Raw genomic sequence first — 25,831 nt, forward strand, 5'->3', positions numbered from 1 at the left:
CCTTGACGATGACGGTGCGCCATCCGTCCGCTATGACCGCTGGAAGAATCGGGACAAAGCGGATGTTCACGCTCCAACGCATCGAGACCTCGACACAGGAAATCAAGAAGAGCCGCTTCCTGGCGATTGCCGGGCCGATCGAGGACGAATCGTCGGCCAAGACCTTCATTGCCGCCCACTCGGACACTGCGGCCAATCACAATTGCTGGGCCTGGCGGGTCGGCCAGAGCTATCGCTTCAGCGACGACGGCGAGCCGAGCGGGACGGCGGGCAAGCCGATCCTTGCGGCGATCGACGGTCAGTCGCTGGATCGCGTCGCCGTCGTCGTGACGCGCTGGTTCGGCGGCATTCTGCTCGGCAGCGGCGGACTGGTCCGTGCCTATGGCGGCACGGCGGCGCTTTGCCTGCGGGCAGCGGAGAAGATCGAGCTCATCGAGCGACAGCGCGCCGAGATCGCCTGCGACTTCGCCGATCTCGCGCTCATCAAGGCGCGGCTGGCAGCGCGCGGCGTGTCGATCGCCTCCGAGAGTTTCACCGGCACCGGTGCGGTGCTGTCGGTCGAGATACGGCAAGACGCATTAGACGACGTGCTCGCTCTGGTGAGCGATCTCAGTCGCGGCAAGGCGCTCGTGACACTCTGCGACTGAGCTTTCATCTGCGCCACTCTCGTCATAGTTATGCCAACCACCCGGAGCTGAAGTTCCGGCAGCAAGATGGATAGGATACATTCGATGAAAACAAGGATCTTGGGACGAACGGGCGCCACGATTTCGGAGATCGGTTTCGGCGCCTGGCAAATCGGCGGCTCCTGGGGCGACGTCAGCGAGGAGGATGGCAAGCGCGCGCTCAATGCCGCCCTCGACAGCGGCGTCACCTTCATCGACACCGCAGACGTCTATGGCGACGGGCGTTCCGAAAAAATCATCGCCGCGGTGCTGCGGGAACGGGGCGGGGAGAAACCATTCGTCGCCACGAAGGCAGGACGCCGGCTCAATCCGCACGTGGTGGAGGGCTATACACGCGGCAATATCGAGGCCTTCATCGACCGCAGCCTCGCAAATCTCGGCGTCGAAACGCTTGATCTCGTCCAGCTCCACTGCCCACCGCCGGAGGTCTACTATCGGCCCGAGGTCTTCGGCGCGCTCGATGGGCTGGTGACCAAGGGCAAGATCCGCCATTACGGCGTCTCGGTCGAGAAAGTCGAAGAGGCCCTGAAGGCTATCGAATATCCGGGCGTCGCCACGGTCCAGATCATCTACAACATCTTCCGCCAGCGGCCGCAGGACCTATTCTTCGCCGAGGCGAAAAAAGAATGTCGGCGTCATCGTGCGCGTGCCGCTGGCGTCCGGCTTGCTTTCGGGCAAGATCGGCAAAGATACGGTCTTTGCTCCAGACGACCACCGCAACTTCAATCGTGACGGCGAAGCCTTCGACGTCGGGGAGACCTTTGCCGGCGTGCCCTTCGACGTGGCGCTGCAGGCGGTCGACGAGCTTCGTACGCTGGTGCCCGCCAATGTGCCGATGGCGCAATTCGCCTTGCGCTGGATCCTCGCGCAGGACGCCGTTTCCGTCGTTATCCCCGGAGCCCGCAATGCCGCGCAGGCGCAGTCGAACGCCGCCGCCAGCGCCCTTGCGCCGATCGACGGCGCGACGCTCGCGGCAATCGAGGCGCTTTACGAGCGGCTCGTCAAGGTTCATGTTCATCAGCGCTGGTGATGGATGAACCGGTGAGAGGGTGATGACGAGGGAGGCATTCGATCTCGAACGCTTCGTCGCGGCGCAGAAAAGCACCTATCCGGCTGCTCTTGCGGAGCTTCGTGCCGGGGCCAAGCGGACCCACTGGATGTGGTTCATCTTTCCGCAGATCGCGGGCCTCGGCCATTCGCCGACGGCCCGATTTTATGCGCTGTCGGGCCTCGGCGAGGCGCGCGCCTATGTCGGACATCCGCTTCTCGGCCGACGTATTCTCGAATGCACGGAAGCGGTCAATGGGGTCAGGGGGCGCACCGCTCTTGAGATCTTCGGCCGGCCGGACGATCTGAAGTTTTGCTCATCGATGACGCTCTTCGAAGCGGCGGCGCCTGATGTCGACGCCTTCACCCGGGCGCTCGACCTTTACTTCGACGGCGTCCGGGACAAGAGGACGATTGAGATTCTCGGGAAGAGCTGAACCGCGCTCAAAAGGATGCGGCCGCTCCCTGCGACAGGACGAGCAGGAACAGCACCGCACAGACCGTCAGGCCGGCGATGATGAGCATCAGTTCCTTCATCATATAGCGATACATCGCGTCCCTCCTTTGCGGACGGCGAGTGCTGCTCCAGCACCGCACGTCCTGTTGGACGTACAAGGGGCTGTAGTGCTTCGCATTGCCGCATGCCTTGATCCTGAACCGGTCGAGGCCCAAGTGAAGGTGCAGCGGATCTAATATGGGAATCCGTTACGCGGCTTTAAGTTCCGCGCGAAGCACAAGTGTGTGAACGCTGGCGGGCGCCCGATGGAACGTCGCGCGCGCCCCGTTCAATTCCACTTCACCCGCCTGAGATGAGAGTTGCGAGCGCTGGCCGGAACACTATCTCCAGGAGTCCATCGCTCTAAAGCGCCCTTCATCGCACAAACTATGCAGGAGCTTGCTCATGCTTGTTAGGCTGACCGTACAGACGATCGTCTGGTTCGGGTTCATCGGAGCCGTCCTCTTTCTTTCCGCCGGAACGCTCGCCTGGCCCGCGGCGTGGAGCTACCTGTTCCTCATGCTTGCGCTTTCGTTCCTCGTCGGGCTGCTCCTTGCCCGGCACGATCCCGCGCTGCTCAAGGAAAGGCTGGCTGCCCCAATCCAGGAAGGCCAGCCCCTGGCCGACAAAGTGCTCCTTTCGGTGATCCTCCTGTTCCTTGTCGCCGGCTTCGCCTTCATGGCGCTCGATGCAGCGAGATTCAAATGGTCTTCCATGCCGGTCTGGGTGCAGGCTCTGGGTGCGCTGCTCCTCGTCCTCTCCATCGGATTCAGCTATCGGACATTGCGCGAAAACAGCTTCGCATCGCCGGTCGTCAAGTTGCAGACCGAGCGTGCGCAAAGCGTGATCACCACGGGACCCTATCGTTACGTCCGTCATCCCTTCTATACGGGCAGTCTTCTCTTCGTCGCCGCAACCTCTTTGTTCCTGGGCTCCTGGTGGGGGCTGCTCGTGGCACTCGGACTGGCGGTATTGCTCGCGATCCGGATCGGCATAGAGGAAAGGGCGCTGCGTACCGGGCTCGCCGGCTACGATGCCTATGCGGAACGCGTGCGCTACCGGCTCGTGCCCTACGTGTGGTAGCCGACCCGGCCGTTCGCCGTTGACTCCTCCGATGATGAGAGGAGAATGTCATCTTCCGCGTCACTACAGTGCCCCGCGTCCCGCCGGACGCCCGAAAGCTGCTGTAGCACTTTGAAGCGCTGCATTTTTTCTTGAGTCCAAACGGCTTGGGAAGACTGCAGCAGGATAGGAGAGGCGCCTACGATGACGATCGCCAGGAGACTTCAGGACTATATCGACGGCGAAGGGATCACCTACGACACCCTCGCGCATCACCGTACCGCAACCACCAGTCAGACTGCCGAAGCCGCCCATGTGCCGGGCAACAGGCTCGCCAAATCCGTGGTCGTTCACCACGAGATGGGCTATGCGCTCGCCGTCGTTCCGGCCACGCATCGGGTCGAGCTCTCCACGCTGCAGGACGTCATGAACCGCCGTCTCGGCCTCGCCTCGGAGGAGGAGGTCAGCGAGCTCTTCAACGATTGCGAGACCGGAGCCGTCCCGCCGATCGGGGAGGCCTATGGCGTGCCGGTCATTCTCGACGAGAGCCTCGACAGGGCAAACGATGTCTATTTCGAGGGCGGCGACCACAGGACGCTCGTGCATATGAGCGGCACCAATTTTCGCAACCTGACGAAGGATGCGCGGGTCGCCCGGTTCAGCCACCCGTCATGAGCCGAGCCGCTTATCGGCGGCGGGCCCGATCGGGGTTCACTGGGCGATACCGTCGTGGATATGGCGATGCAGGACGCGCTTCCCGCGGGAATGAGCATCCCCTGCTCCTGACCCTTGCGGTGAAGGTCGCATATGCCGGGAGACGTTCTCGCGAGCGGCGGAAAAAGCCGCTTGCCCTTGAAAGTCTGAGATGATTCGGAAAATTTTTACGAGGCAGGCTTCAGTCCGCCTGCGTCATCCGCATGCGCGACGGCAATGCAAGGTGCATTCTCACCGGAAACGCAGGTTTTCCTTTGTAAGCTCGTCGACCGACGAGCAGCCCATCAGCTTCATGCCGCGTTCGATCTCTATGCGCATCAGTTCCAGCGCCCGTTCGACGCCGGCCTGTCCTGCCGCAGCGAGCGGGAAGAGATAGTAGCGGCCAAGCCCGACCGCCTTCGCTCCCAGCGAGAGCGCCTTGAGCACATGGGTGCCGCGCTGCACGCCGCCGTCCATCATCACGTCTATCCTATCTCCGACGGCCTGAACGATCTCGTCAAGCTGGTCGAATGCGGTGCGTGAACCGTCAAGCTGGCGCCCGCCGTGATTGGAGAGCACGATTCCGGTGCAGCCGATCTCGACCGCGCGCTTGGCATCCTCGACCGAAATCACGCCTTTCAGACAAAACTGGCCGCCCCAGTGCTGCACCATCTCGGCGACGTCGTCCCAGGACATCGACGGATCGAGCATCTCGGTGAAGTAGCGGCTTATCGACATCGCGCCGCGGCCCATATCGACATGGTTTTCCAGCTGCGGCAGCCTGAAAGGCTCATGGCGAACGTAATTGACCGCCCAAGAGGGCTTGATCGCAAATTGCGTGATGCCGGCGAGATTGAGCTTGAAAGGAATGGCAAACCCCGTGCGCTTGTCGCGCTCGCGATTGCCCCCGGTGATGCTGTCCACCGTCAGCATCATCACCTCGATGCCGGCCTGCTTGGCGCGCCCCATCATCTCGCGGTTCAACCCACGATCCTTGTGGAAGTAGAACTGGTAGACCTGCGGGCCGTCGCAGATCCGCCGGGCCTCTTCCAGACTGACGGTGCCGAGCGAGGAGACGCCGAACATCGTGCCGAACTTCGCCGCCGCTGCCGCCACCGCACGTTCGCCCTGATGGTGGAACAGACGCTGAAGCGCGGTCGGCGAGCAATAGACTGGCATCGCCAGCCTTTGGCCCATCACCGTCACCGACATGTCGATATCGCCGACGCCGCGCAGGACATTCGGAACCAGATCGCAGCCCTCGAACGCAGTCGTATTGCGCCGGCAGGTGACCTCGTCATCGGCCGCGCCATCGATGTAGTTGAAGATCGGCGACGGCAGGCGGTGCTTTGCCATCCGACGGAAATCGTGGAAATTATAACAATCTTTCAGACGCATCTGCCCCTCGGACCCGAACGGCGGAATCAATAGCACTTTTTCGATAGAGCGGAATGAGGAAATCAAACGAGCCCCGACTGGAATCCGGCGCTCAGTCCGTCGTCGAGCCGGCAATGATGGTGAGGCGCCGCATGGATGGTATGTGGACACTGAAGAGGAAGACGCCCCACCATTCGGCGCCGTCATCGAAATAGTCCGAGACCTCCGGCAGCCGCATGTCGGACCAGTCGAGAATTTCGCTCGCGCGGTGCGGCGGCAATATGAAGTCCCTGATCTCCTCGAACACCGCCTGCACCTCGCCTGGCCTGGCGTCGAGCGGATAGGGCGGACTGGAGAAAGCGTAGGCGAATTGCCCGCCGGTTTCGGGGCAGGCGCTTGCACCCGAGATGATCTTCACACCCTCAAGCGAGCTCAAGACCGGATCCGTCAGCTGCGATCCGTCGGCGGTCTTATAGCGGCCGAGCCTCAGCAGGTTGCCGCTGTCCGGGTCGTACCAGTCGCCGAAGAATGCCTTTTCGGTGATGCGCCGGCTTCCCAGAGCGCGCAGCTTCCCGGCATCGAACCTATGGAAGTGGCGCAACGCCTGCGGAACTGCCGAAAGCACCTCCTCCTCCGTACCGCCTGCGTTCTCGAAGACCGCGAAATCGAGCACGCCCAGCATCTTGTCGAAGCGTTCAAAGGCAGGCGGCAGCTTCTCGATCCGGTTCATTTCAGTTTTTGGTCCGTCCAGTCGTCCGTCTTCAGGGGCTCCGCAACCCGAGTAAAAGCTCTGTCGCGGGTCACAAGGACCGCATCGAACGCGACCGCATGAGCAGCAATCATCATATCGAGGGGCGCGAGAGCCGCGCCCTTGGCTTCACAGGCAGCGCGTAGGTCGCCATAGCTTCGGGCGGCAGTGCGATTCCAGGGCAACACGTCTACCCGAAGAAGGAATTGCCTGACCCGTTCAGATAGCGTCCTCGGATAGCCTCGCTTGGCGAGACCGTAGAGCAACTCCCCCTCGGTGACGGATGATACGACAATATCCGTGATGGGAAGCGAGACCAACCGATCGATGATCTCGGGGCGGTCGCCCTTGATGACATGACCGGCAATCTTGGTATCGAGCATCCACAGGCTCATTCCTTCCAGCCCTCGAACGGATCTCTATCCTGCGAAGGCTGCTTGCGGTCGGCCGGCCCCAGGAAGTCGTCCCCGACCTGATCCTTGCCATAGAGTTCAAAAAGACCGTCCCATGAATCCGGCTTGCGTGACAGAATGACATCACCGGTCTTCGGATCACGACGAACGAACACCTCGCTGCCCTCGAAGCGGAACTCTGCAGGGAGCCTGACGGCCTGGCTGCGGCCGCTGGCAAATATCTTGGCTGTTTTGGTTGCCACGGTAACCTCCGCTTTCGATATCTATCATGATATATACCAAGCAGAAGATGCCTATCAAGCGGAGGACATCGACGGGGACTTTCGAGACGCTGCCGATCCGTGCAGGCCGGCGGCGTTCGCCATTTCTACCCATGGCACCCGCCCCCGTTGGCATGCGCGCCTGATATCTCGTCGCGACTATTTCAGAACGACAACGGCTTCGACTTCGAAGAGCATGGGGTCGATTGCAAGCTTGGGAACGGGAACCAAAGTCTGCGCCGGCAGCGCGGCGCCGAACATTTTCTTGACGTTGCTGGTCAGCACCTCAAGCTTGGACATGTCGTGATCGACGACGAAGACCGTGAGCTTGGCGACCTGATCCGGCCTGGCACCGAGCGCATCGAGGGCCGTGCGCAGATTTGCATAGGCCTGCTCGACCTGGACAGCGAAGTCCGGCGACAAGGCTCCGCTGCTGTCCTGGCCGCCCTGCCCGGAGATATAGGCCACCCGGCCCTCGCGGGGCACGATCACTGCCGTGCTGTAGCCGTTCGGCGTCGGGTCGTAGAGGTTTTGCGGGTTGACGATGGTCAGCTTGAGATCATTCTCATTCGCTGTCGTGGCAGTGGGAACGCCGGTGGTCATGATGATCAGCCCTCCGATAAGCAGATGCGTGATTGCGCGTGACATGTTTTTCTCTCGGGTCCGGGGCTGCGCGCAATGAACCTCGCCGCCTTCGGGATTGAACTTTTACTGCCGCATGATCTGATGACTCGTACGGCGTACCATTCACTCGCATCGTACATAGTACGAGTCAACCGTTCAGGATCGACTTTCGTGGCCTTGTCGGCTTAAATCGGCATTCTGATCAGCAAGGAAGACGGATGACGGCCAAACGCAGCGGCGCCCGGAGCAAACGGCCTCAGCGGACAGGTGTATCGCCACCGTCCGCGCAGGAGGCGCGCAGTGAACCGTCTCTCTCCCGGCAGCGTATCGTGGCGACCGCGGTAGAGCTGCTGGACGCCCACGGGATAGACGGATTGACGATGCGTCGGCTGGCCGATCGCCTCGGCTCGGGCGTGATGAGCCTGTACTGGCACGTCGACAACAAGGAGGATGTCTTCGATCTGGCACTGGACTCGGTGCTCGAATACCGTAGACCGCCACAAACGGTTGAGTCTCAGGACTGGCGCGGAGAAGTCGTTCACGTGCTCGAGGACTGGCGCGCCAGCATGCTGCGCCATCCCTGGTCGGCATCTCTGCTGCCGCGCCGGGCGCTCGGCCCGAACATTCTCAGCCGCCTGGAACTGCTGGGCAGAACCTTGTCCGGAGCCGGTGTAGCCGACGCAGATCTGAACGTCGCGTTATGGTCGCTCTGGAACTATGTGATGGGCGCCACCGTCACCCGGGCGAGCTTCGACGTCTCGGACGATGACAGGGCCGCGGCACAGCAGCGCCTTACATGTCTCAACGAACACTACGCGACGATCGGACGCTCCCGTCTGCTGCTGGACAACGATTGGGACGGCGCCTTCCGGAAGGGCCTCGACTTCCTGCTAGACGGCCTTGCTCCGAGACAATGAGCGTTCGGGTTTGCCGAGGCCGTTGCGACAGGATCATGTGAATGGATGCAGCACCTGATACGCCGGAGGCCGAGGCGTTGAGCTTTACGACCTGCTAACAGGAGGGGGACTGCTCGCCGGCGAAGTCGATGGAGCGGAATTGTCGCGGGCGCCGAAGAACGTCTTGGTCGCGCGCGAGACAATGACGCTCAGCCTACGCAGAGCCGTTCAACATTTCGAGGACTTGCAGATGACAACGAACCTTAGGGCGGAGATAATTGATGTCGTTTGCCACGATAAATTGCCTCTGGACATAGTGTAACCCATTGAGAAACAAGAGGTCAAATTTTGCCGCGTACAGCAAAACTCCCATAGTCCTGACGTCACGGGCCACAAACGGAAATCCGCGTTGGTGGGAAGGTAGCGCTAGACAATCTAGCGCTACCCTATTCCTCATTTCTCCGGCAGGCTTTCAACAGCGTCAAAGACACGAGCCGAGTAGGTGAGCGCCGCGCCGGCGTTCAATGCGATCGCCACTCCCAAAGCTTCGGCGATCTCGCCTTTCGAAGCTCCCAGTTCGACGGCCTTCTTGGAATGGACGGCGATACAGCCATCGCAGCGCGTCGTGACCGCGACGGCCAGCGCGATCAACTCGTGCATCTTCGGCTCGAGCTTGCCAGTATTGTTGCCGCTGTTCTCGATCGTGTTCAGGCCGCGCAGCACGTCGGGGCTGAGTTTCGCGAAGTCGCCGACCCGGCCGATGAGGGCATCCCGGTAGGCGTTCCAATCCTGCATGTTGTTCATGGCCCTCTCCCTCACTCACGTCCGGCGGTCACGCCGCCATCGACCGGGAGAATCGTGCCGGTAATCCACGAAGCCTGCTCCGAAGCGAGGAAGAGGATCGCCTCGGCGACATCACGCGGCTGGCCGTTGCGGCCGAGCGGATGGAACGAATTGAACGTCGGCAGAACCTCCTTGACCTGATCATCGGACAAGAAGGTGTTGTAGACGGGCGTCTCGACGACGGCCGGGGCGACTGCGTTGATCCGGATGTTGTATGGCGCAAGCTCGATCGCCAGATTGCGGACCATGGCGTGCACGCCGGCATTGGCGGCGGAATAGGCAGCCGAGGGCGTCGCGCCGATCGCCTGGATCGCCCACATGGAGCCGGTCTGGACGATTGCGCCGCCCTTGTCCTTCATTGCCTTGGCAGCGGCCTGAGCCGTGAAGAACTTGCCTTTGAGGATCGTGTCCAGATACCAGTCGTAATCCGCCTCGGTCAGTTCAATGAACGGCTTGGGGTTGAAGACGCCCGCATTGTTCACGAGAACGTCCAGGCCGCCAAACCGTGAGACCGCTGCCTCGACGAGCGCTGCTCCGGTTTCGGGCTTTGCGATATCGCCGGCGGAAACCACGAGGTTCTTGCCGCTCGGATCGATTTCCTTCGCCGCTGCTTCAAGTTTGCCAAGATCACGGCCGTTGATGGCGACCTTCGCACCTTCGGCCACGAAACGTGCCGCCGTCTCCTTGCCGATACCCGAGCCGCCGCCGGTGATCGCTACTACCTTGCCTTCAAATCGCATAATGATCTCCTTGTTGTCTATCTATCGATAGATAGAGGAGACCTACATAGAGATTGATTTCCTTCTGCGCAACCTCTATCTATCATTAGATAGACAAACGAGGTCGTGATGAGCGAAATGAGAGACGCGATCCTGGATGCAGCCGAGGAGCGCATTCGAGGCGCGGGTTATAGCGGCTTCAGTTTCCGGGAGATCGCGGCGGACGTCGGGGTCAAGAGCTCCAGCGTCCACTACCATTTTCCCACCAAGGAGAAGCTCGCCGCGGCGGTCGCCCGCCGCTACACGGATCGGTTTCTCGTGGGAGTAGACGAAAAAGTCCAAGCTGGCCGGGACATCGTCCAGGCGTGGCGTCAGGTTTTCCGCGACGCACTCGCACGCGACGGCAGGATGTGTCTTTGCGGAGCGATGGGGGCGACCTCCCACGATCTCGCCGACGAAGTCAGGAACGAAGTGAAGCGGTTCTTCAATCTCGGCATCCAACGACTTGTCGAGGGGGTCTTCGGAAGGACGCCGCGATCCAGGTTCTCGCGACGCTCGAAGGCGCTATGCTCACCGCCAACATTCTGGATGATCCCGCCATATTCGAAAGCGGCACTGCCGCTCTCGCCTAGGCGCGAATCGGTCTCGCCGACCGCCAGACAAGCGGGACCAGCACAAGAGCCACCGCGGGAAGCACGACCCAGTTGATCGTCTCCCATCCCGAACTGTGGAGGAGGGAGCCGGCGGAGAAGGACGCGCAGGCAACCGTACCGAAGACCAGAAAGTCGTTCGCTCCCTGGACCTTGCTGCGCTCGGACGGTCTGTAGCAGTCGGCGACCATCGACGTCGCCCCGATGAACCCAAAATTCCAGCCCACGCCGAGCAGGATCAAGGCCATCCAGAAATGGGCGATATCGAACCCGGAAAGTGCGACGGCAGCCGAACATCCGATCAGGAGAAGGCCAACGGCGGCAACCTTCTCCTTGCCGAAGCGAACCATCAGCTTGCCGGTGAAGAAGCTTGGCCCGTACATGGCAAGGATATGCCACTGAATGCCCAGGGCCGCTTGGTCCACCGAGTGGCCGTGGCCGACCATGGCGATCGGCGATGCCGTCATCACGAAGGTCATCAAACCATAGGAGACGACGCCGGTCGCGATGGCGAGCAGATAGCGCGGGGTTGTTAGAATGCTGAGGAGCGGGCGTCCATCGTCGGTTTCCATGTCTGAAACTTTCACCTTCGACGGCTGATGCAACATCAGGAGGACGGGAATGGCGAGAGCCGCCAGTGCCGCCTGGCTGATGAAGCTGCCCGCGAAGGGAGTGCCAGGGAATGCGTCTCGAGTCCAGATGACAAGTTGCGGTCCGATGATCGCCGCCGCCAGTCCGCCGACAAGAACGCGGGAAATGGCCTTCTGGCTCTCGGCACCCGTCGCGTTGTCCGCCGCGGCGAAGCGATAGCTCTGGACATACGAGGAATAGAAGCCAGCAAGAGCAGTTCCGAGGCAGAAGATGATAAAGCTGCTCAATGCTATACCGAGAGCCGCGATCAGCCCTGAGATAAGGCCAATTCCCGCACCTGTCAGATAGCCTGAACGGCGGCCGAAGCGCCTCATGACGTAAGCGGCCGGAAGGGTTCCGAGCGCCAATCCAAGATTCAGCAGACTGACGGGCAGCGTGATCAGATCCGGATCGGGAGAAAGGTGCTGCCCGACCAAGCCGCCGAGCGAGATGACGATCGGAGCGTTTGCACCGCCAAGCGATTGGGCAACCGTCAAAACCCATGCATTGCGTCGTGCGGTCGTCTCGACCGCACTGGCCTCTACTGCGCTCATCTGGCACCTTGTTTCGATAGATACTGGGAGACAGCGCGCTGGGCAGCCGTGACCGCCCCGGAGAGATAACCGGGTTCGGTGGGGCTGGTTTCGCTCCCGGCGAGGCTCAGCCGTCCATCCCACCCCCCGTCACCCACGCGTCGTCGCGAACGACGGGATGCCCGGCGGCGACAAGATCGGTCGAAGTGGCCGTCAGGGGATCGACGGCCCAATCCTTCAATAAAGTGGCGACAGGACTGCGGGCTGCGGGACCGAACAGCCGCTCGAGCTGGACCAGGCACGCAATCTTCAAAGTTTCCTCGCTGACTGCTGCGCGCTGTTCCGCGCCTACCCCGATGAATCCGAAGAGAGCAGCCCTTCCGGAAGCCGTCGTGGCGTCGTGGATCTCGGCCATCGGACCCGCTATGCTCTGCGCCGTCCCGGAAAGGCCTGCGGCTCTCCAGAACGGCCGGTCGTAGATTGCGAAGAACTTGGCGTGCGGCGCCATCCAGGTCGGCGTGTCGCGCCACCGTCCGGCGGTCGCGCCCTCCTGCGCCGGGCTGAACGTGATTGTAGCCTCGATGAGCCTCGGCGGCAGCGCTGCTATGACATGGTCGGCGTCGATGATATCTTGCTCGCCGCTGGCGTTCTCGACCGTCAGCCGGACACCCGTTGACATGAGCGTCATCCCCTTCACCTTCGTGCGGAGAAGGATGCTGTCAGGCGAAAGCTCGCGGGCGAGTGCCCGCACCGCCGCTGCCGTCCCGCCGGCGAGCCGCATCGATGGTGGCTCCTGCATCATAGCCGGGAAGCGTTGGGGCCTCTGGCTCGGAGATCGTTCGAAGACCACTTCGCCCTCGCTGTGCTGGACGAATGATTGAAGATCGAATTCAGCGACCAGGTCTGCCATCGCGGGCTGCATCTGCGGCCAGTACCAGGAAGGACCTAAGTCAAATCCGTCTTCCGATGAATTGCCGGAGGCATCAGCGGAGAAGACACGACCGCCGATACGCTCGCGTGCCTCGATGACCAAGGCGTCGACTCCCGAAGCCTTGAGCGCCCAGGCCGCATACAGTCCCGCGAGGCCCGCGCCGACGACGGCGACTTCGTATGATCTCATGTTACCTGTCCTTCGTCGTTCCGGCGTCTTCGAACCTCACGACGTCTTCATGGAGGAGCGGGCCAGATTTCATCCAGACGCGGGCGCCATCGTTTCCGACCTTGGCCCGAACCGCTTGTCCGGCAGGTAGGCGCAGCCATGACCAGTGGTCGAGAACGTCGCCTTCGACGGTAAAACCTCCGCCGAGAACAAGGAGTTCGAGACCATGCGGGTTGGCAACCTCCACAGCAGCGCCGGGCTGCCACTCCTCCATCATCACCTGCTCGTCTTTCCCATCGAAGAGGATGCGGGAGGACGACACGCCGGGCCGAAGCTGCGCTTCCTCGCCTTCGCCCGGACGGCAGACGACCCTTTCCCGATCGTCGGCCCTGAACTGCCAGAGCTTGACCAGGATGACACAACCCTCGTCGCTGCCCGGAGCATGACCCGTGCCTGGAGGATTGCGCACATAGGTGCCGACCGGGAAGTCTCCGCTCTCGTCCTGGAAGACGCCATCCAGGACGAGAAACTCTTCTCCGCCCGTGTGTTCGTGGCGCGCGAACCGGCTGCCGGACGCGTAACGAACGATCGATGTCGCTCTCGCCTTCTCCTCGCCGATCCTGAACAACATGCGGCGGTCCACGCCCTTGGCTGGGCTTGGCACCCAATCGATCCGGTCGGCGTGTATGAGCACGGGCTTGGTGAGGTCTTCGTTGATCAGCATGTCAAAGCTCCGACCTGCCGCCGTCGACGACGATCTCCGCGCCGAGCATGTAGCTCGATGCGTCGCTGGCAAGGAAAAGGACAGCGGCCGCGATCTCCTCAGGTCTGCCCATGCGCCCGATCGGCACCTGGCCGCCGACGCGTTCGGCGTACGCGCGGAACTCCTCTTCCGTCTGGTTTCTGCCGCGGTGGATCGGCGTTTCGATCGAGCCTGGGCTGACGGCGTTCACCCTGATCCTGCGGTCCAGAAGTTCAGCCGACATCGTCCTCGCGAACGAGCGGGCAGCGGCCTTGGAGGCGGACAATATTGCGCGGCCAGGAGTTCCCACCTGGTTGAGCCATGACGTGTTGAGAATGATCGAGCCGCCCTCGCTCATCAGCGTCAGCACCGACTGCACGGTGAAGAAGACGCCTTTCACATTCGTATCCATGATCGTGGCGTAGGTATGCTCGTCCACGGTGGCGAGCGGCGTCCCGATAGCCACGCCCGCGTTCGCGAACAGGATGTCCAGCGTCGAGAATTCCTCCGCAAGAATGGTCTTCATCCGATGGAGATCGGCGAGCGACGACACGTCCGCCTGAATGGCGAGAATATCGTTGCCCAGTTCCGCTTTTGCAGCCTGAAGCTTTTCCGCCGATCTGCCCGTGATCGCGACCCGTGCCGCATTCTCCCGGAGCATCTTCGCTGCCGCGAGACCAATCCCGCTCGATCCGCCTGTCACTAGTGCCGTCTTGCCTTGAAGTATCATGCGTGAACCTCCGTCTAAGGATCTACGAATGTCCTCTCGCAATTGCATTGACGAGGAAAACAAACGATATCGGAAACAAAGAAAATCTTTCTCGTAGGTGGAGAACGGATCACACATGAGGAATCTCACGAGGCTCAAATCACTGCAGGCTCTCGAAGCTTCGGCAAGACACGGAAGCTTCGTCGGGGCCTCCACGGAACTCGACGTGACCCCGCCCGCCGTAGGGCAACTCGTTCGCTCCCTGGAAGACTGGGTCGGCTATCCGCTCTTCCGGCGAACGCGGTCCGGGGCCGAACGCCTGATGCCCGTGGACGAGGCAAAGGAAGCTCTCGAGGACATCTCGCAGGGATTAGACCTCCTGGAAACAGGTCTGCGGAAGTTGCGCGGGCGCAAGGCGCGCACGGTCGTCGTCGTGACGGCATCCCAGGCGCTCGTCGCGAACTGGCTGCTCGGGCGGCTCGACGACTTCACCACGAAACACCCGAACATCGATGTACGTCTCGACGTCTCCGATCGCGTGATCGACCTCGCTCAAGGAGATGCCGATATCGGCATCCGATGTGGCCTAGGCAACTGGAAAGGTGTGAAGTCGACCTTCCTCATGGGTGAGGAGATCATCGCGGTATGCCATCAGCGTCTTTTACCGATCGACAGGGATGTGACTGCTGGCTGGATCGTGGGACAGACCCTGGTACATGACGGGACGTCGCATCCCGGGGGAGATTTCCCGTCATGGGCGGACTGGCTGGCGCGCGCAGGAGCGAACCAGCCTCCCGACGATGGCGGTCTGAAGATCAACTCGACCGCGGCCGTCATCAATGCGGCTGTCGCCGCCAGAGGCGTGGCGCTGGTAAGAAAGGCGCTCGTGGCGCAAGAGCTGCAAAGCGGCCGCCTGGTTCATCTGATGCCTCAGGTGAGATGGCCGGTGAAATGGGCGTACTATGCCGTGGCGGCACCGAAAGCTCTTCGCCGGTACGAGGTCACCGCCTTCCACGATTGGTTATGTGATCAAGCGCCATCGAGCTCGCTCGAATAGAGTGGCACGCATCCTAAGTCCGCTCCGCTTTGGCGCAAAAGTTGCCGCCAACAGCCAAACTTGTGTCAGGGCGATCCATGGGCTGCAGGGTTGGAAAGGGAAGCTTCCCGTCCCATAGGCAACATAGTGGCCAAAAAGGCAAAATATCGTGGCGTTCGACAATTGGAAAGAATGGCGCACCCGAAGAGATTCGAACTCCTGACCCCCAGATTCGTAGTCTGGTGCTCTATCCAGCTGAGCTACGGGTGCGTGCCTGGAAGCGGTGACCACCGCTTGCGTGGCGATCCTCTAAAGCGTCCTTTCGGCGATTGCAAGCGCCTTCGGGAAAAAATTTCATTTTTACGACGATGCCGGGAAGGGACGGAATATCAGGAACGTCCCTTGGCGCGGAAGGCATCGAGCCGCACCGGGCGGTCCGGCAGTTCTATGCGAAACAGCGTGCCGGGAGTGGGCTTTTCGACGAGCGCGATCGTTCCGCCATGGGCGAGCACCAGTTCGCGGGCGATTGCCAGACCCAGGCCCGTTCCGCCGGAGCGCGCCGAGCCGCGGAAGGCGGCGAAGAGATTTTCGCGTGCCTTGGCAGGCATGCCGGGCCCTGTGTCGTCGATCGAAATCGTCACCACGCTGCCGGTACGCAACGCCGAAACCGAGATCCGCCGCTCGGAACCATCCTCCGGCTTGTAATTGGCCAGCGCCTCGACGGCGTTGCGACAGATATTGTGGACGATGCGGAACAGCTGCTCGCTGTCCGCGTCGACCTCGATGTCGTCGCGGATCTGTATCTCGAACTCGATACCGTCCTGGCGATCGACGGCGAGCAGTTCGGCTACGTCCTCGACCAGCGGCCGCAGCGCCAGGAAACGGCGATGCGGCTCGGCCTCCGTCGTGCGGCCGTAGGAGAGCACTTCGCGCGTATAGCCGACAGCGCGGTCGATGGTCCGAAGCAATGTCGGCGCGAAGCGCTTGACCACGGGATCGTCCACGTCGGCCAGGCGATCGGAAATGAGTTGCGCGGAGGACAGGATGTTGCGCATGTCGTGGTTGATCTTGGAAACGGCGAGGCCGAGCTCCGCAAGGCTCTTCTGCTGCTTCAGGGTTCTCTGCAATTCGCGCTGCATGCTCGCCAGGTGCTGACCGGCGACCGCCAGTTCGTCCTTGCCTTTCGGCGGCACCAGCACGCGCTCGGGGCTCGACGGCTCGTCCGAAAACTCCTGCATGCTCTTGGTCAGCCGCCTGATCGGGAGAATCAGCATGCGATTGATGGCCAGGAAGATCAGCGCCGCGGTGATCAGCGAGATGACGATCGACAGGAGGAAGACGTTGCGCGAATAGACGAGCATGGCCGTGCGCAGCTTGGCGTCCTTCATCACCAGCTCGATCGTCGCCTCGCCTTCGCCCAGCGGGCCATAGACGCGCACCACCCGGTTGCCGCCGAAGATGAGCGTGTCGAAGGCGTCCCGGATCGCGCCCAGAGCCGTGAAGTTGGCTATGTCGTATTCGCCGTCGATCGCGGGGGGCATGTCGACGCTGGCGATCATCCGGGAGGCGTCCTTGCGGCGGATGACGATGGCCTTGGTCCCGGTCGCCATCAGGGTCTCGCGCTGCACGGCGCGGGGCAGCTCGACATTCTGAAGCCCGTCGACCACGACGGCGGCCGCCGCCACGGTGTTCAGGCGGTCCTGAAGCCAGCGAATGCGCATATTGGCGACGGAAGGCACGAAGATCAGTACCTCGGCCAGCATCACGAAGGCGACCGTCAGCAGCAGCAATTTGCCGGAAAGCCCGCCAAGAAAGCCGACCGCCGCTCGAGGTGCCGCACTCGCATTGGCCGGACGCGCGTCTTCTACCATAAGCCCAAAAGATTCCCTGGATCAGCCGAAATTCCGCAGAAACCGGATCGCGGTCCGCAGAAGGCGATTTCGCGCCATGGGGGAATAATAGGAGATAGCCGCCTGTTTTCCAATCTCCGAGAGAGTCGGATAGGGTGCGACATAAGTCTGGAAATGCCTGAGGGTCAGGCGGTTGGCGACCGCGAAGGCCCAGAGACCGATCATCTCCCCCGCTCCAGGGCCTGCAATGGCGGCGCCGAGAACCCGCCCGCGCCTGCCGACGACGATCTTTATCAACCCTCGATCCAATCCGTCGGTGCGGGCGCGATCATTCGCGGAAAAGTTCAGGCGAACGGTTCTGCCCCCCGGGGCGGTCTTCCGCGCGCGCTTCTCCGTCAAACCCACCTGCGCCAGCTCGGGCGCGGTGAAGATCACCTGCGGAACGATGGCCGCCCTCTCGCGTCCCGGCAGGCGGAAAAGGATCTGCTGCAGCACCAGCCGGGCGTGATAGCTCGCCTGATGCGTGAAGAGGCCGCCCGCCGCATCTCCGACCGCATAGACGCGGCGGTTGCTCGTCCGCAGGTCCGCCCCGACCTCTATGTGCTTCGGCCCGTGGCGGATGCCGGCCGCATCGAGATCGAGCGGTCCGTGATCGGAGGCACGACCGGCAGCCACCAGCAGGTCGCTCCCTTCGATCTCGAAAGGGCCGCTCTCGTTCTCGCAGAAAAGCCGGACGCCCGTCTCCGTTTGCTCCGCCGAGCGGATCTCCGTGCGCTCGTGCAGGAGCATGCCTTCCGCACGCAGCCCGTCGAGCACGATCGCCGCCAGCTCGGGATCCTGGCCGGATAGAGCCGCGGCCCTGTCCACGACCGTGACATCGGCACCCAATCGGCGGTGAGCCGCGGCCATCTCCAGGCCGACCGCGCCCGCGCCGATGACGACGAGATGTCGCGGCAGGCGTTTCAGGCCGAAGAGCGTTTCGTTGGTGAGAAACGGCGTCTCCGCAAGTCCGGGGATCGGGGGAATGGCGGGGGAGGAGCCGGCGGCGATCACAAAGCGGCGGGCGCGGATCAGATAGTCGCCGGCAGCGACGGTGCGGTCGTCTACGAAGCGGGCCGTTTCCTTGATCACCTCGACGCCGAGGCTGGTGAAGCGCTCTACGGAATCATGCGGCGCGATGCCTTCGATGACGGACTGTATGCGCGCCGTCAGCCGCTCGTGGTCGACGACTGGTCCCGCCGCGGCAATGCCGAATTCCGCAGCCTTGCGGATCGCTTCCGCATGCTTGGCTGCTGCGATCAGGGCCTTTGACGGCACGCAGCCGTAATTGAGGCAATCGCCGCCCATCCGGCCGTGCTCGACCAGAACGACGGGCACGCCGAAAGCGGCCGCCCCGGCGGCCACGGAGAGCCCGGCGGCACCGCCGCCGATCACGCAGATGTCGGGTGTCAGTATATTCGCCACGCGGCTAGGCCCTCCGCCTCCGTCACGCACCTTTGCGGCGCGACTGTATTAGCCTGAATGCCAGAGGCAATGCAGCAATCGATGCGAGGGCGACGAGGGCCAGCGAAATATCTCTGGTGGCGAAATCGGCAAGGACGAGTTCACGGCCGCTTGCAGCAGCAAAAGCGATCACGTCGCCGAGACCGCGGCCGAGCCAGGTATAGGCGAGAGTGCCCGGCACGATGCCGATCAGCGTCGCGAGCGCATAGGTGCGCAGCTTCACCTCGAAGAAGGCGGGCGCGATATTGATCAGGAAGAAAGGAAAGATCGGCGCGAGGCGCAGGATCAGGAGGTAAAGGAAGGCGTTGTCCCGGAATCCATCGGCAAGGCGCTCCAGGACGCCGCCGGCACGGCGCCTCAGGATGTCGCTGAAGGCGCCGCGCGCGGCGATGAATAGCAGGCAAGCCCCGAGTGTGGCGGCAAGAACCGTAATGGCTGCGCCGGCAAGGCAGCCGAAAAGGAAGCCCGCGGAGATCGTCAGCACCGATGCCGCCGGAATGGAGAAGACCACCACCGCGACATAAATCGCGAAGAAGACGAGAACCGAACTGACCGGATGGGCGGCGACATGGGCGGCGAGCGTCTCGCGCTGGTCGGCGAGCGCAGACAGCGAAACATAGTCCTGCAGGCCGTAGGCATAGCTCAGGACGCCGCCCGCAAGCAGAAGCGAAATCGGCAGGAAGCGCCAGGGAGAGCGATGCGGAACAGGCTGAAGGTCTCGCCGGCTCGACGAGGGTTCGAGAGCCGGTCCTTCTTCCGCCCCGTTGCTGATACCATGGCTCATGCGATTTGCCTTCGGTGAGATTCTGCCCCTGAATTAGAAGGAATTCACCCCCGGAACCAATAACGAATCGTCGCGCCGGCAAACGACGCCGTGACCGGGTCGCCGCGGCAAGTCACGCCGGCGTGAAAGTGCCTGCGGCCCCTTCCGGAGGGCAGGCTCATCTCGGAAATGCCGCTCGCGGCGATCGCCGATCGCCGCGAGCATAGCTCCTGTTACGCAACTCGAGCGCGCCGCGGCAGGCGGACTCAGAACTCCTCCCAGTCGTCGCGAGCGACCGCAGCGGAGCCGTTGCCGAATGCGCGCACGACCGTGCCCATCATGCGGCGGGCGGGCGAGGCCACCGGCCGGCTCGCTTCCCTTGCCGGCGCGACCGTACGCACCGCCTCGCGCTCGACCTTGAAGTAGGCGATGAGGTTGGCGAGATTGTCGGCCTCGGCGGACAGCTTATGCGTGGCGGCGTTCGCCTCCTCCACCATGGCGGCGTTGCGCTGGGTGACCTGATCCATCTGGTTGACGGCGGTGCTGACCTCGCCGAGACCCGTGGCCTGCTCGCGTGCGGCCGTCGCGATCGAATGGATGTGATCGTTGATCTTCAGGACGCGCGTCTCGATCTGACCGAGTGCGGCTCCCGTCGCCTGGACGAGCTTGACGCCGGTGGCCACTTCGCCGCCCGATTTAGAAATCAGCGACTTGATATCCTTCGCGGCGCTGGCTGCACGCTGGGCGAGTTCGCGGACCTCCTGGGCAACGACGGCGAAACCCTTGCCGGCATCCCCCGCGCGCGCCGCCTCGACGCCGGCATTGAGGGCCAGCAGGTTCGTCTGGAAGGCGATCTCGTCGATGACGTTGGTAATCTGGCCGATCTCGCTCGAAGCCTGTTCGATGCGGCCCATGGCATCGATGGCGTTGCGGACGACTGATGCCGACTCCGCTGCGCTGTCCTTCGCCTCCGTGACCATGACGGTCGCTTCCTGGGCCCGCTCCGTAGAATTGCGAACCGCGGCGGTTATCTCGTCGAGCGCCGCCGAAGTTTCCTCCAGCGCGGCGGCCTGCTGTTCAGTCCGCTTGGACAGGTCGTCGGCGGCACTGCGCAATTCCGTAGAGTTCCCGTTGATCGAGTCCGTCGTCATGCGGACCTCGCGCAGGGTCTTCTGCAGGGTCTGCAAGGTATCGTTGACGTTCGTCTGCAACTCGGCGAAGGCGCCCTGGAACTGGCCCTTCATGCTTTGCGTGAGGTCGCCCGTCGCCAGGCGCGCAATGACCCTCCGGGTCTCGGCGATGCCCATATCGACGCTGTTGACCAGTTCGTTGACGCTCGCCGCAAAGCGGTTGAGATCGTCGTTGTCGTAGTCCTTGCCGATGCGCCTGGTGAAGTCCCCTGCCGCAGCCGCCGCAACGACCGTGGCGATGCTCGACTGCAGGTCCGCGCTCTTTTCGCGCAGGACCTCTTCCTGGGCGTTGAGCTCTCGAACGGCGAGGCTGTTCTGCTTGAAGACTTCGACCGCCGCCGCCATGTCGCCGATCTCGTCCTTGCGCCCGGCGAAGGGCACATCGACCGAGAGATCGCCGCCGGCGAGCAGCTTCATCTTGCTCGTCAGATCGAGAATCGGGCGGCTGAGGTGATTGGTCGCAATATAGAAGGCGGCGCCGATCCCGGCCAGCATGCCGAGCGCTGCCGTTGCAAGGACGATCAGCACGATCGAGCGCTTGTAGTCGGCAAGATCCGCGGTGATCGTCTGAAGCGAGGCAAGATTCTCGTCGACGACCACGTCGATTTCGGCCTGGAACGCCTTGCGGTTGGCCCGGTTCGCCTCGTTGTTGCCCTGCTCGTTGGCCGCTTGCGGCGCGACTTGCGTGCCGAGGCGAGCCGTCTCGCTTCGGAACGTCTTGAATTCCTCCGCGCGCTGGACGAGGGTATCGAAGGCGGGCAGGACGTCGGCGGGCACCAGCGGCCGCCACTCGGTGAGCAGCGCGTCGATCTTGTCGAGGTTCTTGAGAATTCCCTCGGCAAAAGGCTTTGCCTTCTCGACCGTCGGCGCCGCATAAATGCCCCGCGCCTCCATCACCACCGCCGTTACCAGGCGATTGAGCCTCTCGCCCTTGAAGGCCCGGTCGGATGCGTTCTGGTATTCACCGAGCCGTTGGTTGTACTCGCTCACGATCAGCAACGACATGCCGGTGATCGCTATCGCCAGCAGACTCATGATGCCGACGATGAGGTTTATCTTTCCACGAATTTTCATGTCCTGTCCCTGTCCCCAGCCGCATACTCGCCTAAAACGGGAAAGTAACTCACGGCTTACACGCTACTGAGTAAATGCTAAAATGCGCGTGGTTAACAAAGCACCCATCGGGCCCACTCATTTTAGGGTGTCATGCGGCTAATCATGAGCACGCCGCCGGCGTCTGGGAATTGACTCTATCGGGTTTTTGTCCCTATAAGCCGCGCACGTCCGGTGGAGCCGCCCGTTGGCGGAGCCATGCCCGGCGCGTAAACGCTCTTGCATCATGCAAACCCAAGAAGGACCGCACACCGCGGTATTTAAATAAATGAAGCGTACCTACCAACCGTCCAAGCTTGTTCGCAAGCGCCGTCACGGCTTCCGTGCACGTATGTCCACCAAGGGTGGGCGCAAGGTCCTCACAGCCCGCCGGGCTCGTGGCCGCAAGCGTCTTTCGGCGTAAGCCGAATCTGCCCGAAACCTTATGTCCGGGCAAATGACGACAGATAAAGACAAGACGGCTGTCGGGCGGCTGAAAAGCCGTCCGCAGTTTTTGGCGGTCCGGGCTGGAGAAAGCCGCAGAGGCCCGCTATTTCTCCTCGAAGTTCTCGACCGGAACGATCCGGAGGGAGAAGCCCGCGTCGGCTTCACCGTTACCAAGAAACACGGCAATGCCGTCGAGCGAAACCGAATGCGCCGACGCCTCAAGGAAGCCGTGCGGCTTTCGGCCGGGTTTGCAATGAAACCCGGACACGACTATGTGATTGTCGCCCGGCGCGATCTCCTGAATGCCCCTTTCGACGCATTGACTCGGGCGCTTCGGGATCGCATCGAAAACAAGCCGAAACAGAAGCGGCCACCGGCCGGTTCCAGGAAATCATGATGGAAAACAACCGCAATTATTTCGTGGCGATCGCCCTTTCCGTGCTGATCCTTATCGCCTGGCAGTTCTTCTATGTCAGCCCGAAGATGGAAAAGGACCGCATTGCCGCGGAACAGGCGCAGCAGGCGCAACAGACCCAGCAACAGCCAGGCGCTCAGCCGGCTGCACCTGGACAGGCGCTGCCCGGCGGTGCGATCCCGAGCGCAGGCGAAAGCCGCGATCAGGCAATCGGCAAATCGGCCCGCGTGGCGATCGACACGCCGGCGCTTTCCGGCTCCATCAACCTGACCGGCGCACGCTTCGACGACCTGAAACTCAAGGGCTACCACGAAACCGTCGACCCGAAGAGCCCGGTCATCACGCTCTTCAGCCCGGCGGAGACCGCCGACGGCTATTTCACGGAAATCGGCTATATCGGATCGGACGCGACCGGATCGGTTCCGGGGCCGCAGACCACATGGACGCTTTCGGGCGGCGACAAGCTCACCCCCTCGACGCCGGTGACGCTGAGCTACACGAACGACAAGGGCATCACCTTTGTCCGGACCATCTCGGTCGACGACCGCTACATGTTCCAGGTGGTCGACAGCATCAAGAACGAGACCGCCGCGCCGGTCTCCCTGTCTTCCTACGGCCGCGTCACGCGCTTCAACAAGCCGACGACTCCGAGCATCTACGTGCTCCACGAGGGCTTCGTCGGCGTTGCGGGAGAGCATGGCCTCCAGGAAGTCGGCTATTCCAAGGTCGAAGACGACGAGCCCGTCGAACCGGGCAAGTCGACCGGCGGATGGCTGGGCATCACCGATAAATACTGGGCCGCGACGATCGTGCCGCCGCAGGCGACGCCCTTCGACATCCGGTTCTCGCATTTCGCCGACGGGCGCCCCCGTTACCAGAGCGACTACAAGAGCGATGCGGTGACGGTTGCCCCGGCCAGTCCGTGGAGCTGAAGAACCTCGTCTTCGCCGGTGCCAAGGAAGTCCCGGTCGTCGACAATTACGAAGTGGCCTATTCCATCCCCAACTTCGACAAGCTGATCGACTGGGGCTGGTTCTACTTCATCACCAAGCCGATGTTCAAAATGATGGATTTCTTCTTCCGTCTCTTCGGCAATTTCGGCATCGCGATCCTGATCACCACGATCGTCGTCAAGCTCATCTTCTTCCCGCTCGCCAACAAGCAATACGCATCGATGGCGAACATGAAGAAGGTTCAGCCGAAGATGGAGGAGCTGAAGAAGAAATTCGGCGACGACAGGATGGGGCTGCAGCAGGCGATGATGCAGCTCTACAAGGAAGAGAAGATCAACCCGCTGGCGGGCTGCTGGCCGATCCTCATCCAGATCCCGGTGTTCTTCGCGCTGTACAAGGTGATCTACGTCACCATCGAGATGCGGCATGCGCCCTTCTTCGGCTGGATCCAGGATCTCTCCGCGCCCGATCCGACGACGATCGTCAATCTCTTCGGCCTCCTGCCCTTCGATGCTCCGTCCTTCCTGCATCTCGGCGTCTGGCCGATCATCATGGGCATCACCATGTTCCTGCAGATGCGCATGAACCCGACGCCGCCGGACCCGACCCAGGCGATGCTCTTCACATGGATGCCGGTGGTATTCACCTTCATGCTGGCATCGTTCCCGGCCGGTCTCGTGATCTACTGGGCCTGGAACAACACGCTGTCGATCCTGCAGCAAGGCATCATCATGAAGCGTCAGGGCGTCAAGGTTGAACTCTTCGACAATCTGAAGTCGCTCTTCTCGAAGAAACCGAAACCGGCGGAATAGAGCACTTCCAGGAAGCGCAGTGAAAGAGTTGGAAGCCCCGGTGCGACGCGTTCCGGGGCTTTTCTTTTCGATTTCCCGAGCGCCACCGGCGCCGCCCGGGCGCTCTCAAGCTTGACAAGCCTCTGCAAAAGCCTGATGCCGAGGCCAAAGAGGAAACGCCAGAACATGTCCGGGACGAACAAGCAGAATGCCGCAAGCGTCTTCGGCCGGCCGTGGATCTTCATCCGCGGCGTGCCGTCGATGAAGTTCCTGCCGCCGGAGGGACCGACGGAGATCGCCTTTGCCGGCCGCTCCAATGTCGGCAAGTCGTCGCTGATCAACGCACTCGTGGGCCATAAGGGGCTTGCGCGCACATCGAACACGCCCGGCCGCACCCAGGAACTCAACTATTTCGTGCCGGACGGCTATTCCGGCGAGGCCGACGACCTGCCGCCGATGGCGCTCGTCGACATGCCGGGCTACGGCTACGCGCAGGCTCCCAAGGAACAGGTCGACGCCTGGACGAAGCTGGTGTTCGACTATCTGCGCGGACGCTCGACGCTGAAGCGCGTCTACGTGCTGATCGACGCGCGCCACGGCATCAAGAAGAATGACGAGGACGTGCTGGCACTCCTCGACAAGGCTGCGGTTTCCTATCAGATCGTGCTGACCAAGACGGACAAGATCAAGGCGGCCGGCGTGCCGCGCCTCGTCGGGGAAACCCTCGAAAAGATCAAGAAGCGGCCGGCGGCCTTTCCGGAAGTGCTGTCGACATCGTCGGAAAAGGGCGAAGGCATCGAGGACCTCCGCGCGGCGATCGAGCTTGCCGTGACGCGCTGAGGCGCGAAACGGCGCCGCTGAAGGGCGATCCCCTCGTCTTCGACCTCCGTCACTACCCTGACATGAAAAGCGCTCTATCTCTGCTTCGCGGCGGCAGATTGTCTGCCCGAAGGATCAGGAGAGAGACATGTCCGATTTGATTGTCGTGGGATTCGATTCGACGGATGAGGCCGACAAGGTCCTCTTGAAGCTCAACAGCCTGAGGAAGGAGTATCTGATCGATCTGGAAGATGCGGTCGTCGTCGTTCGCGATGCCGACGGCAAGGTGCATCTGAAGCAGAGCATGAACCTGACCACCGTCGGAGCCACGTCCGGCCTCCTTTCCGGCTCCCTCTGGGGCGGGCTCGTCGGGCTGCTCTTCCTCAATCCGCTCGCGGGTTTCGCCCTCGGCGGCGCTATCGGCGCCGGTGCCGGTGCGCTTTCCGGCTCGCTTGTCGATTACGGGATCGACGACGACTTCATCAAGTCGCTCGGCAACACCATCCCGAACAATTCCTCGGCGCTCTTCGTTCTGGTGCGCAAGGTGCAGCCGGAAAAGGTGCTGGCCGAATTCTCCGGCCTGCGCGGCCGCGTGCTGAAGACATCGCTCTCGCCGGAGCAGGAACAGAAGCTTCAGGAAGCCCTTTCCGAGGCGCAGACGCCGTCACCGCAGGCGGGGACATTCTGATCGGTTGCCGAAGGGCGATCGGCCCTCGTCGCACAACGATCTTCTCGCCGGAGCCGG

At 62.3% G+C, this 25,831-nt stretch carries 25 protein-coding genes, 1 tRNA gene and 3 pseudogenes; 13 read left to right on the plus strand and 16 right to left on the minus strand.

Annotated features, from left to right (window positions below):
* Positions 1 to 62: 62 nt before the first annotated feature.
* From N0Q91_RS15590 to N0Q91_RS15610, 5 genes and pseudogenes are all read left to right on the plus strand, one after another.
* Complete coding sequence (locus N0Q91_RS15590; RefSeq protein ID WP_100669709.1) at positions 63 to 647, plus strand: IMPACT family protein; 585 nt, start codon at positions 63 to 65, stop codon at positions 645 to 647.
* An 84-nt stretch (positions 648 to 731) separates the two neighbouring features.
* A pseudogene (locus N0Q91_RS15595) lies at positions 732 to 1,716 on the plus strand (aldo/keto reductase).
* Positions 1,717 to 1,738: 22 nt separating this feature from the next.
* Positions 1,739 to 2,170 (plus strand): DUF1810 domain-containing protein, encoded by a 432-nt coding sequence (locus N0Q91_RS15600; protein WP_100669711.1) that lies wholly within the window; start codon positions 1,739 to 1,741, stop codon positions 2,168 to 2,170.
* A gap of 464 nt (positions 2,171 to 2,634) precedes the next feature.
* Entirely contained in the window at positions 2,635 to 3,312 is a 678-nt protein-coding gene (locus N0Q91_RS15605) for a methyltransferase family protein (RefSeq protein WP_275596859.1), read from the plus strand.
* Between the two features lie 183 nt (positions 3,313 to 3,495).
* Positions 3,496 to 3,966: an aminoacyl-tRNA deacylase gene (locus N0Q91_RS15610; RefSeq protein ID WP_275596860.1), complete on the plus strand. Its 471-nt coding sequence runs from the start codon at positions 3,496 to 3,498 to the stop codon at positions 3,964 to 3,966.
* A 270-nt stretch (positions 3,967 to 4,236) separates the two neighbouring features.
* Here the strand turns inward: N0Q91_RS15610 and N0Q91_RS15615 are convergent, their stop codons facing one another.
* From N0Q91_RS15615 to N0Q91_RS15635, 5 genes are all read right to left on the minus strand, one after another.
* Positions 4,237 to 5,382 (minus strand): alpha-hydroxy acid oxidase, encoded by a 1,146-nt coding sequence (locus N0Q91_RS15615; protein ID WP_275596861.1) that lies wholly within the window; start codon positions 5,380 to 5,382, stop codon positions 4,237 to 4,239.
* 91 nt (positions 5,383 to 5,473) lie between these two features.
* Positions 5,474 to 6,091, minus strand: coding sequence for a hypothetical protein (locus N0Q91_RS15620; RefSeq protein WP_275596862.1), 618 nt, complete (start codon positions 6,089 to 6,091; stop codon positions 5,474 to 5,476).
* The gene (locus tag N0Q91_RS15625) at positions 6,088 to 6,504 is read right to left on the minus strand and encodes a type II toxin-antitoxin system VapC family toxin (RefSeq protein ID WP_275596863.1); all 417 of its coding nucleotides are present in this window, start codon (positions 6,502 to 6,504) and stop codon (positions 6,088 to 6,090) included. Before N0Q91_RS15625 ends, N0Q91_RS15620 begins: the two co-directional genes overlap by 4 nt.
* Entirely contained in the window at positions 6,501 to 6,764 is a 264-nt protein-coding gene (locus N0Q91_RS15630; RefSeq protein WP_018094055.1) for an antitoxin, read from the minus strand. Before N0Q91_RS15630 ends, N0Q91_RS15625 begins: the two co-directional genes overlap by 4 nt.
* Positions 6,765 to 6,941: 177 nt before the next feature.
* Positions 6,942 to 7,430, minus strand: coding sequence for a RidA family protein (locus N0Q91_RS15635; protein ID WP_100669718.1), 489 nt, complete (start codon positions 7,428 to 7,430; stop codon positions 6,942 to 6,944).
* A gap of 194 nt (positions 7,431 to 7,624) precedes the next feature.
* On the opposite strand from N0Q91_RS15635, the gene N0Q91_RS15640 reads away from it, so the two are divergent.
* Positions 7,625 to 8,323: a TetR/AcrR family transcriptional regulator gene (locus tag N0Q91_RS15640; protein ID WP_275596864.1), complete on the plus strand. Its 699-nt coding sequence runs from the start codon at positions 7,625 to 7,627 to the stop codon at positions 8,321 to 8,323.
* A gap of 432 nt (positions 8,324 to 8,755) precedes the next feature.
* Here N0Q91_RS15640 and N0Q91_RS15645 read toward each other — a convergent pair whose 3' ends face one another.
* Together N0Q91_RS15645 and N0Q91_RS15650 are read right to left on the minus strand one after the other, a co-directional pair.
* Entirely contained in the window at positions 8,756 to 9,106 is a 351-nt protein-coding gene (locus N0Q91_RS15645; RefSeq protein WP_379937047.1) for a carboxymuconolactone decarboxylase family protein, read from the minus strand.
* 11 nt (positions 9,107 to 9,117) lie between these two features.
* Positions 9,118 to 9,885, minus strand: coding sequence for an SDR family NAD(P)-dependent oxidoreductase (locus N0Q91_RS15650; RefSeq protein WP_275596865.1), 768 nt, complete (start codon positions 9,883 to 9,885; stop codon positions 9,118 to 9,120).
* 117 nt (positions 9,886 to 10,002) lie between these two features.
* Between N0Q91_RS15650 and N0Q91_RS15655 the strand changes: the two genes are divergently transcribed.
* Positions 10,003 to 10,572 carry a TetR/AcrR family transcriptional regulator gene (locus N0Q91_RS15655; RefSeq protein ID WP_345774972.1) on the plus strand — a complete coding sequence of 190 codons (570 nt, stop codon included), beginning with the start codon at positions 10,003 to 10,005 and terminating at the stop codon, positions 10,570 to 10,572.
* Here N0Q91_RS15655 and N0Q91_RS15660 read toward each other — a convergent pair.
* From N0Q91_RS15660 to N0Q91_RS15675, 4 genes and pseudogenes are all read right to left on the minus strand, one after another.
* Positions 10,493 to 11,698: an MFS transporter gene (locus N0Q91_RS15660; protein WP_275596866.1), complete on the minus strand. Its 1,206-nt coding sequence runs from the start codon at positions 11,696 to 11,698 to the stop codon at positions 10,493 to 10,495. The two genes, N0Q91_RS15655 and N0Q91_RS15660, sit on opposite strands and share 80 nt — an antisense overlap.
* Positions 11,695 to 12,797 (minus strand): annotated as a pseudogene (locus N0Q91_RS15665) (flavin monoamine oxidase family protein). The gene N0Q91_RS15660 and the pseudogene N0Q91_RS15665 overlap by 4 nt, the downstream one beginning before the upstream one ends.
* A gap of 1 nt (position 12,798) precedes the next feature.
* Positions 12,799 to 13,500, minus strand: coding sequence for a cupin domain-containing protein (locus tag N0Q91_RS15670; protein ID WP_275596867.1), 702 nt, complete (start codon positions 13,498 to 13,500; stop codon positions 12,799 to 12,801).
* A gap of 1 nt (position 13,501) precedes the next feature.
* Positions 13,502 to 14,245, minus strand: coding sequence for an SDR family oxidoreductase (locus N0Q91_RS15675; RefSeq protein WP_275598142.1), 744 nt, complete (start codon positions 14,243 to 14,245; stop codon positions 13,502 to 13,504).
* A gap of 118 nt (positions 14,246 to 14,363) precedes the next feature.
* Between N0Q91_RS15675 and N0Q91_RS15680 the strand changes: the two genes are divergently transcribed.
* Complete coding sequence (locus tag N0Q91_RS15680; protein WP_275596868.1) at positions 14,364 to 15,284, plus strand: LysR substrate-binding domain-containing protein; 921 nt, start codon at positions 14,364 to 14,366, stop codon at positions 15,282 to 15,284.
* A 172-nt stretch (positions 15,285 to 15,456) separates the two neighbouring features.
* On the opposite strand, the gene N0Q91_RS15685 is transcribed toward N0Q91_RS15680, so the two are convergent.
* From N0Q91_RS15685 to N0Q91_RS15705, 5 genes are all read right to left on the minus strand, one after another.
* A tRNA-Arg gene (locus N0Q91_RS15685) sits at positions 15,457 to 15,533 on the minus strand.
* A gap of 119 nt (positions 15,534 to 15,652) precedes the next feature.
* A complete protein-coding gene (locus N0Q91_RS15690) occupies positions 15,653 to 17,134 on the minus strand; it encodes a sensor histidine kinase (protein WP_275596869.1) in 1,482 nt (493 codons plus the stop codon).
* A gap of 21 nt (positions 17,135 to 17,155) precedes the next feature.
* Positions 17,156 to 18,577, minus strand: coding sequence for a dihydrolipoyl dehydrogenase family protein (locus tag N0Q91_RS15695; protein ID WP_275596870.1), 1,422 nt, complete (start codon positions 18,575 to 18,577; stop codon positions 17,156 to 17,158).
* A gap of 22 nt (positions 18,578 to 18,599) precedes the next feature.
* Positions 18,600 to 19,400, minus strand: coding sequence for a TVP38/TMEM64 family protein (locus N0Q91_RS15700; RefSeq protein ID WP_275596871.1), 801 nt, complete (start codon positions 19,398 to 19,400; stop codon positions 18,600 to 18,602).
* Between the two features lie 245 nt (positions 19,401 to 19,645).
* A complete protein-coding gene (locus N0Q91_RS15705; RefSeq protein WP_275596872.1) occupies positions 19,646 to 21,643 on the minus strand; it encodes a methyl-accepting chemotaxis protein in 1,998 nt (665 codons plus the stop codon).
* 307 nt (positions 21,644 to 21,950) lie between these two features.
* Between N0Q91_RS15705 and rpmH the strand changes: the two genes are divergently transcribed.
* The 5 genes and pseudogenes from rpmH (at position 21,951) to N0Q91_RS15730 (ending at position 25,774) form a co-directional block, all read left to right on the plus strand.
* Positions 21,951 to 22,085, plus strand: coding sequence for a 50S ribosomal protein L34 (gene rpmH, locus N0Q91_RS15710; RefSeq protein ID WP_003531576.1), 135 nt, complete (start codon positions 21,951 to 21,953; stop codon positions 22,083 to 22,085).
* A 21-nt stretch (positions 22,086 to 22,106) separates the two neighbouring features.
* Positions 22,107 to 22,505 (plus strand): ribonuclease P protein component, encoded by a 399-nt coding sequence (gene rnpA, locus N0Q91_RS15715; protein WP_018094046.1) that lies wholly within the window; start codon positions 22,107 to 22,109, stop codon positions 22,503 to 22,505.
* Positions 22,505 to 24,288: pseudogene (yidC, locus tag N0Q91_RS15720) on the plus strand (membrane protein insertase YidC). Before rnpA ends, yidC begins: the two are co-directional and overlap by 1 nt.
* A gap of 165 nt (positions 24,289 to 24,453) precedes the next feature.
* Positions 24,454 to 25,107, plus strand: a complete 654-nt coding sequence (yihA, locus tag N0Q91_RS15725; RefSeq protein WP_018094044.1) for a ribosome biogenesis GTP-binding protein YihA/YsxC — start codon at positions 24,454 to 24,456, stop codon at positions 25,105 to 25,107.
* Between the two features lie 127 nt (positions 25,108 to 25,234).
* Positions 25,235 to 25,774: a DUF1269 domain-containing protein gene (locus N0Q91_RS15730; protein ID WP_275596873.1), complete on the plus strand. Its 540-nt coding sequence runs from the start codon at positions 25,235 to 25,237 to the stop codon at positions 25,772 to 25,774.
* Positions 25,775 to 25,831 lie beyond the last annotated feature (57 nt).

Origin of the sequence: Sinorhizobium prairiense (genome assembly GCF_029201645.2) — a bacterium.
GTDB lineage: Bacteria > Pseudomonadota > Alphaproteobacteria > Rhizobiales > Rhizobiaceae > Sinorhizobium > Sinorhizobium meliloti_A.

Excerpts from the sequence above, each read along its gene's own strand:
- N0Q91_RS15620 (WP_275596862.1), bottom strand. The coding sequence starts at position 6,091 with ATGAACCGGATCGAGAAGCTGCCGCCTGCCTTTGAACGCTTCGACAAG.
- N0Q91_RS15645 (WP_379937047.1), bottom strand. The coding sequence starts at position 9,106 with ATGAACAACATGCAGGATTGGAACGCCTACCGGGATGCCCTCATCGGC.
- N0Q91_RS15700 (WP_275596871.1), bottom strand. The coding sequence starts at position 19,400 with ATGAGCCATGGTATCAGCAACGGGGCGGAAGAAGGACCGGCTCTCGAA.
- N0Q91_RS15660 (WP_275596866.1), bottom strand. The coding sequence starts at position 11,698 with ATGAGCGCAGTAGAGGCCAGTGCGGTCGAGACGACCGCACGACGCAAT.
- N0Q91_RS15680 (WP_275596868.1), top strand. The coding sequence starts at position 14,364 with ATGAGGAATCTCACGAGGCTCAAATCACTGCAGGCTCTCGAAGCTTCG.
- N0Q91_RS15635 (WP_100669718.1), bottom strand. The coding sequence starts at position 7,430 with ATGTCACGCGCAATCACGCATCTGCTTATCGGAGGGCTGATCATCATG.
- N0Q91_RS15670 (WP_275596867.1), bottom strand. The coding sequence starts at position 13,500 with ATGCTGATCAACGAAGACCTCACCAAGCCCGTGCTCATACACGCCGAC.
- N0Q91_RS15615 (WP_275596861.1), bottom strand. The coding sequence starts at position 5,382 with ATGCGTCTGAAAGATTGTTATAATTTCCACGATTTCCGTCGGATGGCA.
- N0Q91_RS15605 (WP_275596859.1), top strand. The coding sequence starts at position 2,635 with ATGCTTGTTAGGCTGACCGTACAGACGATCGTCTGGTTCGGGTTCATC.
- N0Q91_RS15655 (WP_345774972.1), top strand. The coding sequence starts at position 10,003 with ATGAGAGACGCGATCCTGGATGCAGCCGAGGAGCGCATTCGAGGCGCG.
- N0Q91_RS15730 (WP_275596873.1), top strand. The coding sequence starts at position 25,235 with ATGTCCGATTTGATTGTCGTGGGATTCGATTCGACGGATGAGGCCGAC.
- yihA (WP_018094044.1), top strand. The coding sequence starts at position 24,454 with ATGTCCGGGACGAACAAGCAGAATGCCGCAAGCGTCTTCGGCCGGCCG.
- N0Q91_RS15600 (WP_100669711.1), top strand. The coding sequence starts at position 1,739 with ATGACGAGGGAGGCATTCGATCTCGAACGCTTCGTCGCGGCGCAGAAA.
- N0Q91_RS15610 (WP_275596860.1), top strand. The coding sequence starts at position 3,496 with ATGACGATCGCCAGGAGACTTCAGGACTATATCGACGGCGAAGGGATC.
- N0Q91_RS15650 (WP_275596865.1), bottom strand. The coding sequence starts at position 9,885 with ATGCGATTTGAAGGCAAGGTAGTAGCGATCACCGGCGGCGGCTCGGGT.
- rnpA (WP_018094046.1), top strand. The coding sequence starts at position 22,107 with ATGTCCGGGCAAATGACGACAGATAAAGACAAGACGGCTGTCGGGCGG.
- N0Q91_RS15705 (WP_275596872.1), bottom strand. The coding sequence starts at position 21,643 with ATGAAAATTCGTGGAAAGATAAACCTCATCGTCGGCATCATGAGTCTG.
- rpmH (WP_003531576.1), top strand. The coding sequence starts at position 21,951 with ATGAAGCGTACCTACCAACCGTCCAAGCTTGTTCGCAAGCGCCGTCAC.
- N0Q91_RS15690 (WP_275596869.1), bottom strand. The coding sequence starts at position 17,134 with ATGGTAGAAGACGCGCGTCCGGCCAATGCGAGTGCGGCACCTCGAGCG.
- N0Q91_RS15590 (WP_100669709.1), top strand. The coding sequence starts at position 63 with ATGTTCACGCTCCAACGCATCGAGACCTCGACACAGGAAATCAAGAAG.
- N0Q91_RS15640 (WP_275596864.1), top strand. The coding sequence starts at position 7,625 with ATGACGGCCAAACGCAGCGGCGCCCGGAGCAAACGGCCTCAGCGGACA.
- N0Q91_RS15625 (WP_275596863.1), bottom strand. The coding sequence starts at position 6,504 with ATGAGCCTGTGGATGCTCGATACCAAGATTGCCGGTCATGTCATCAAG.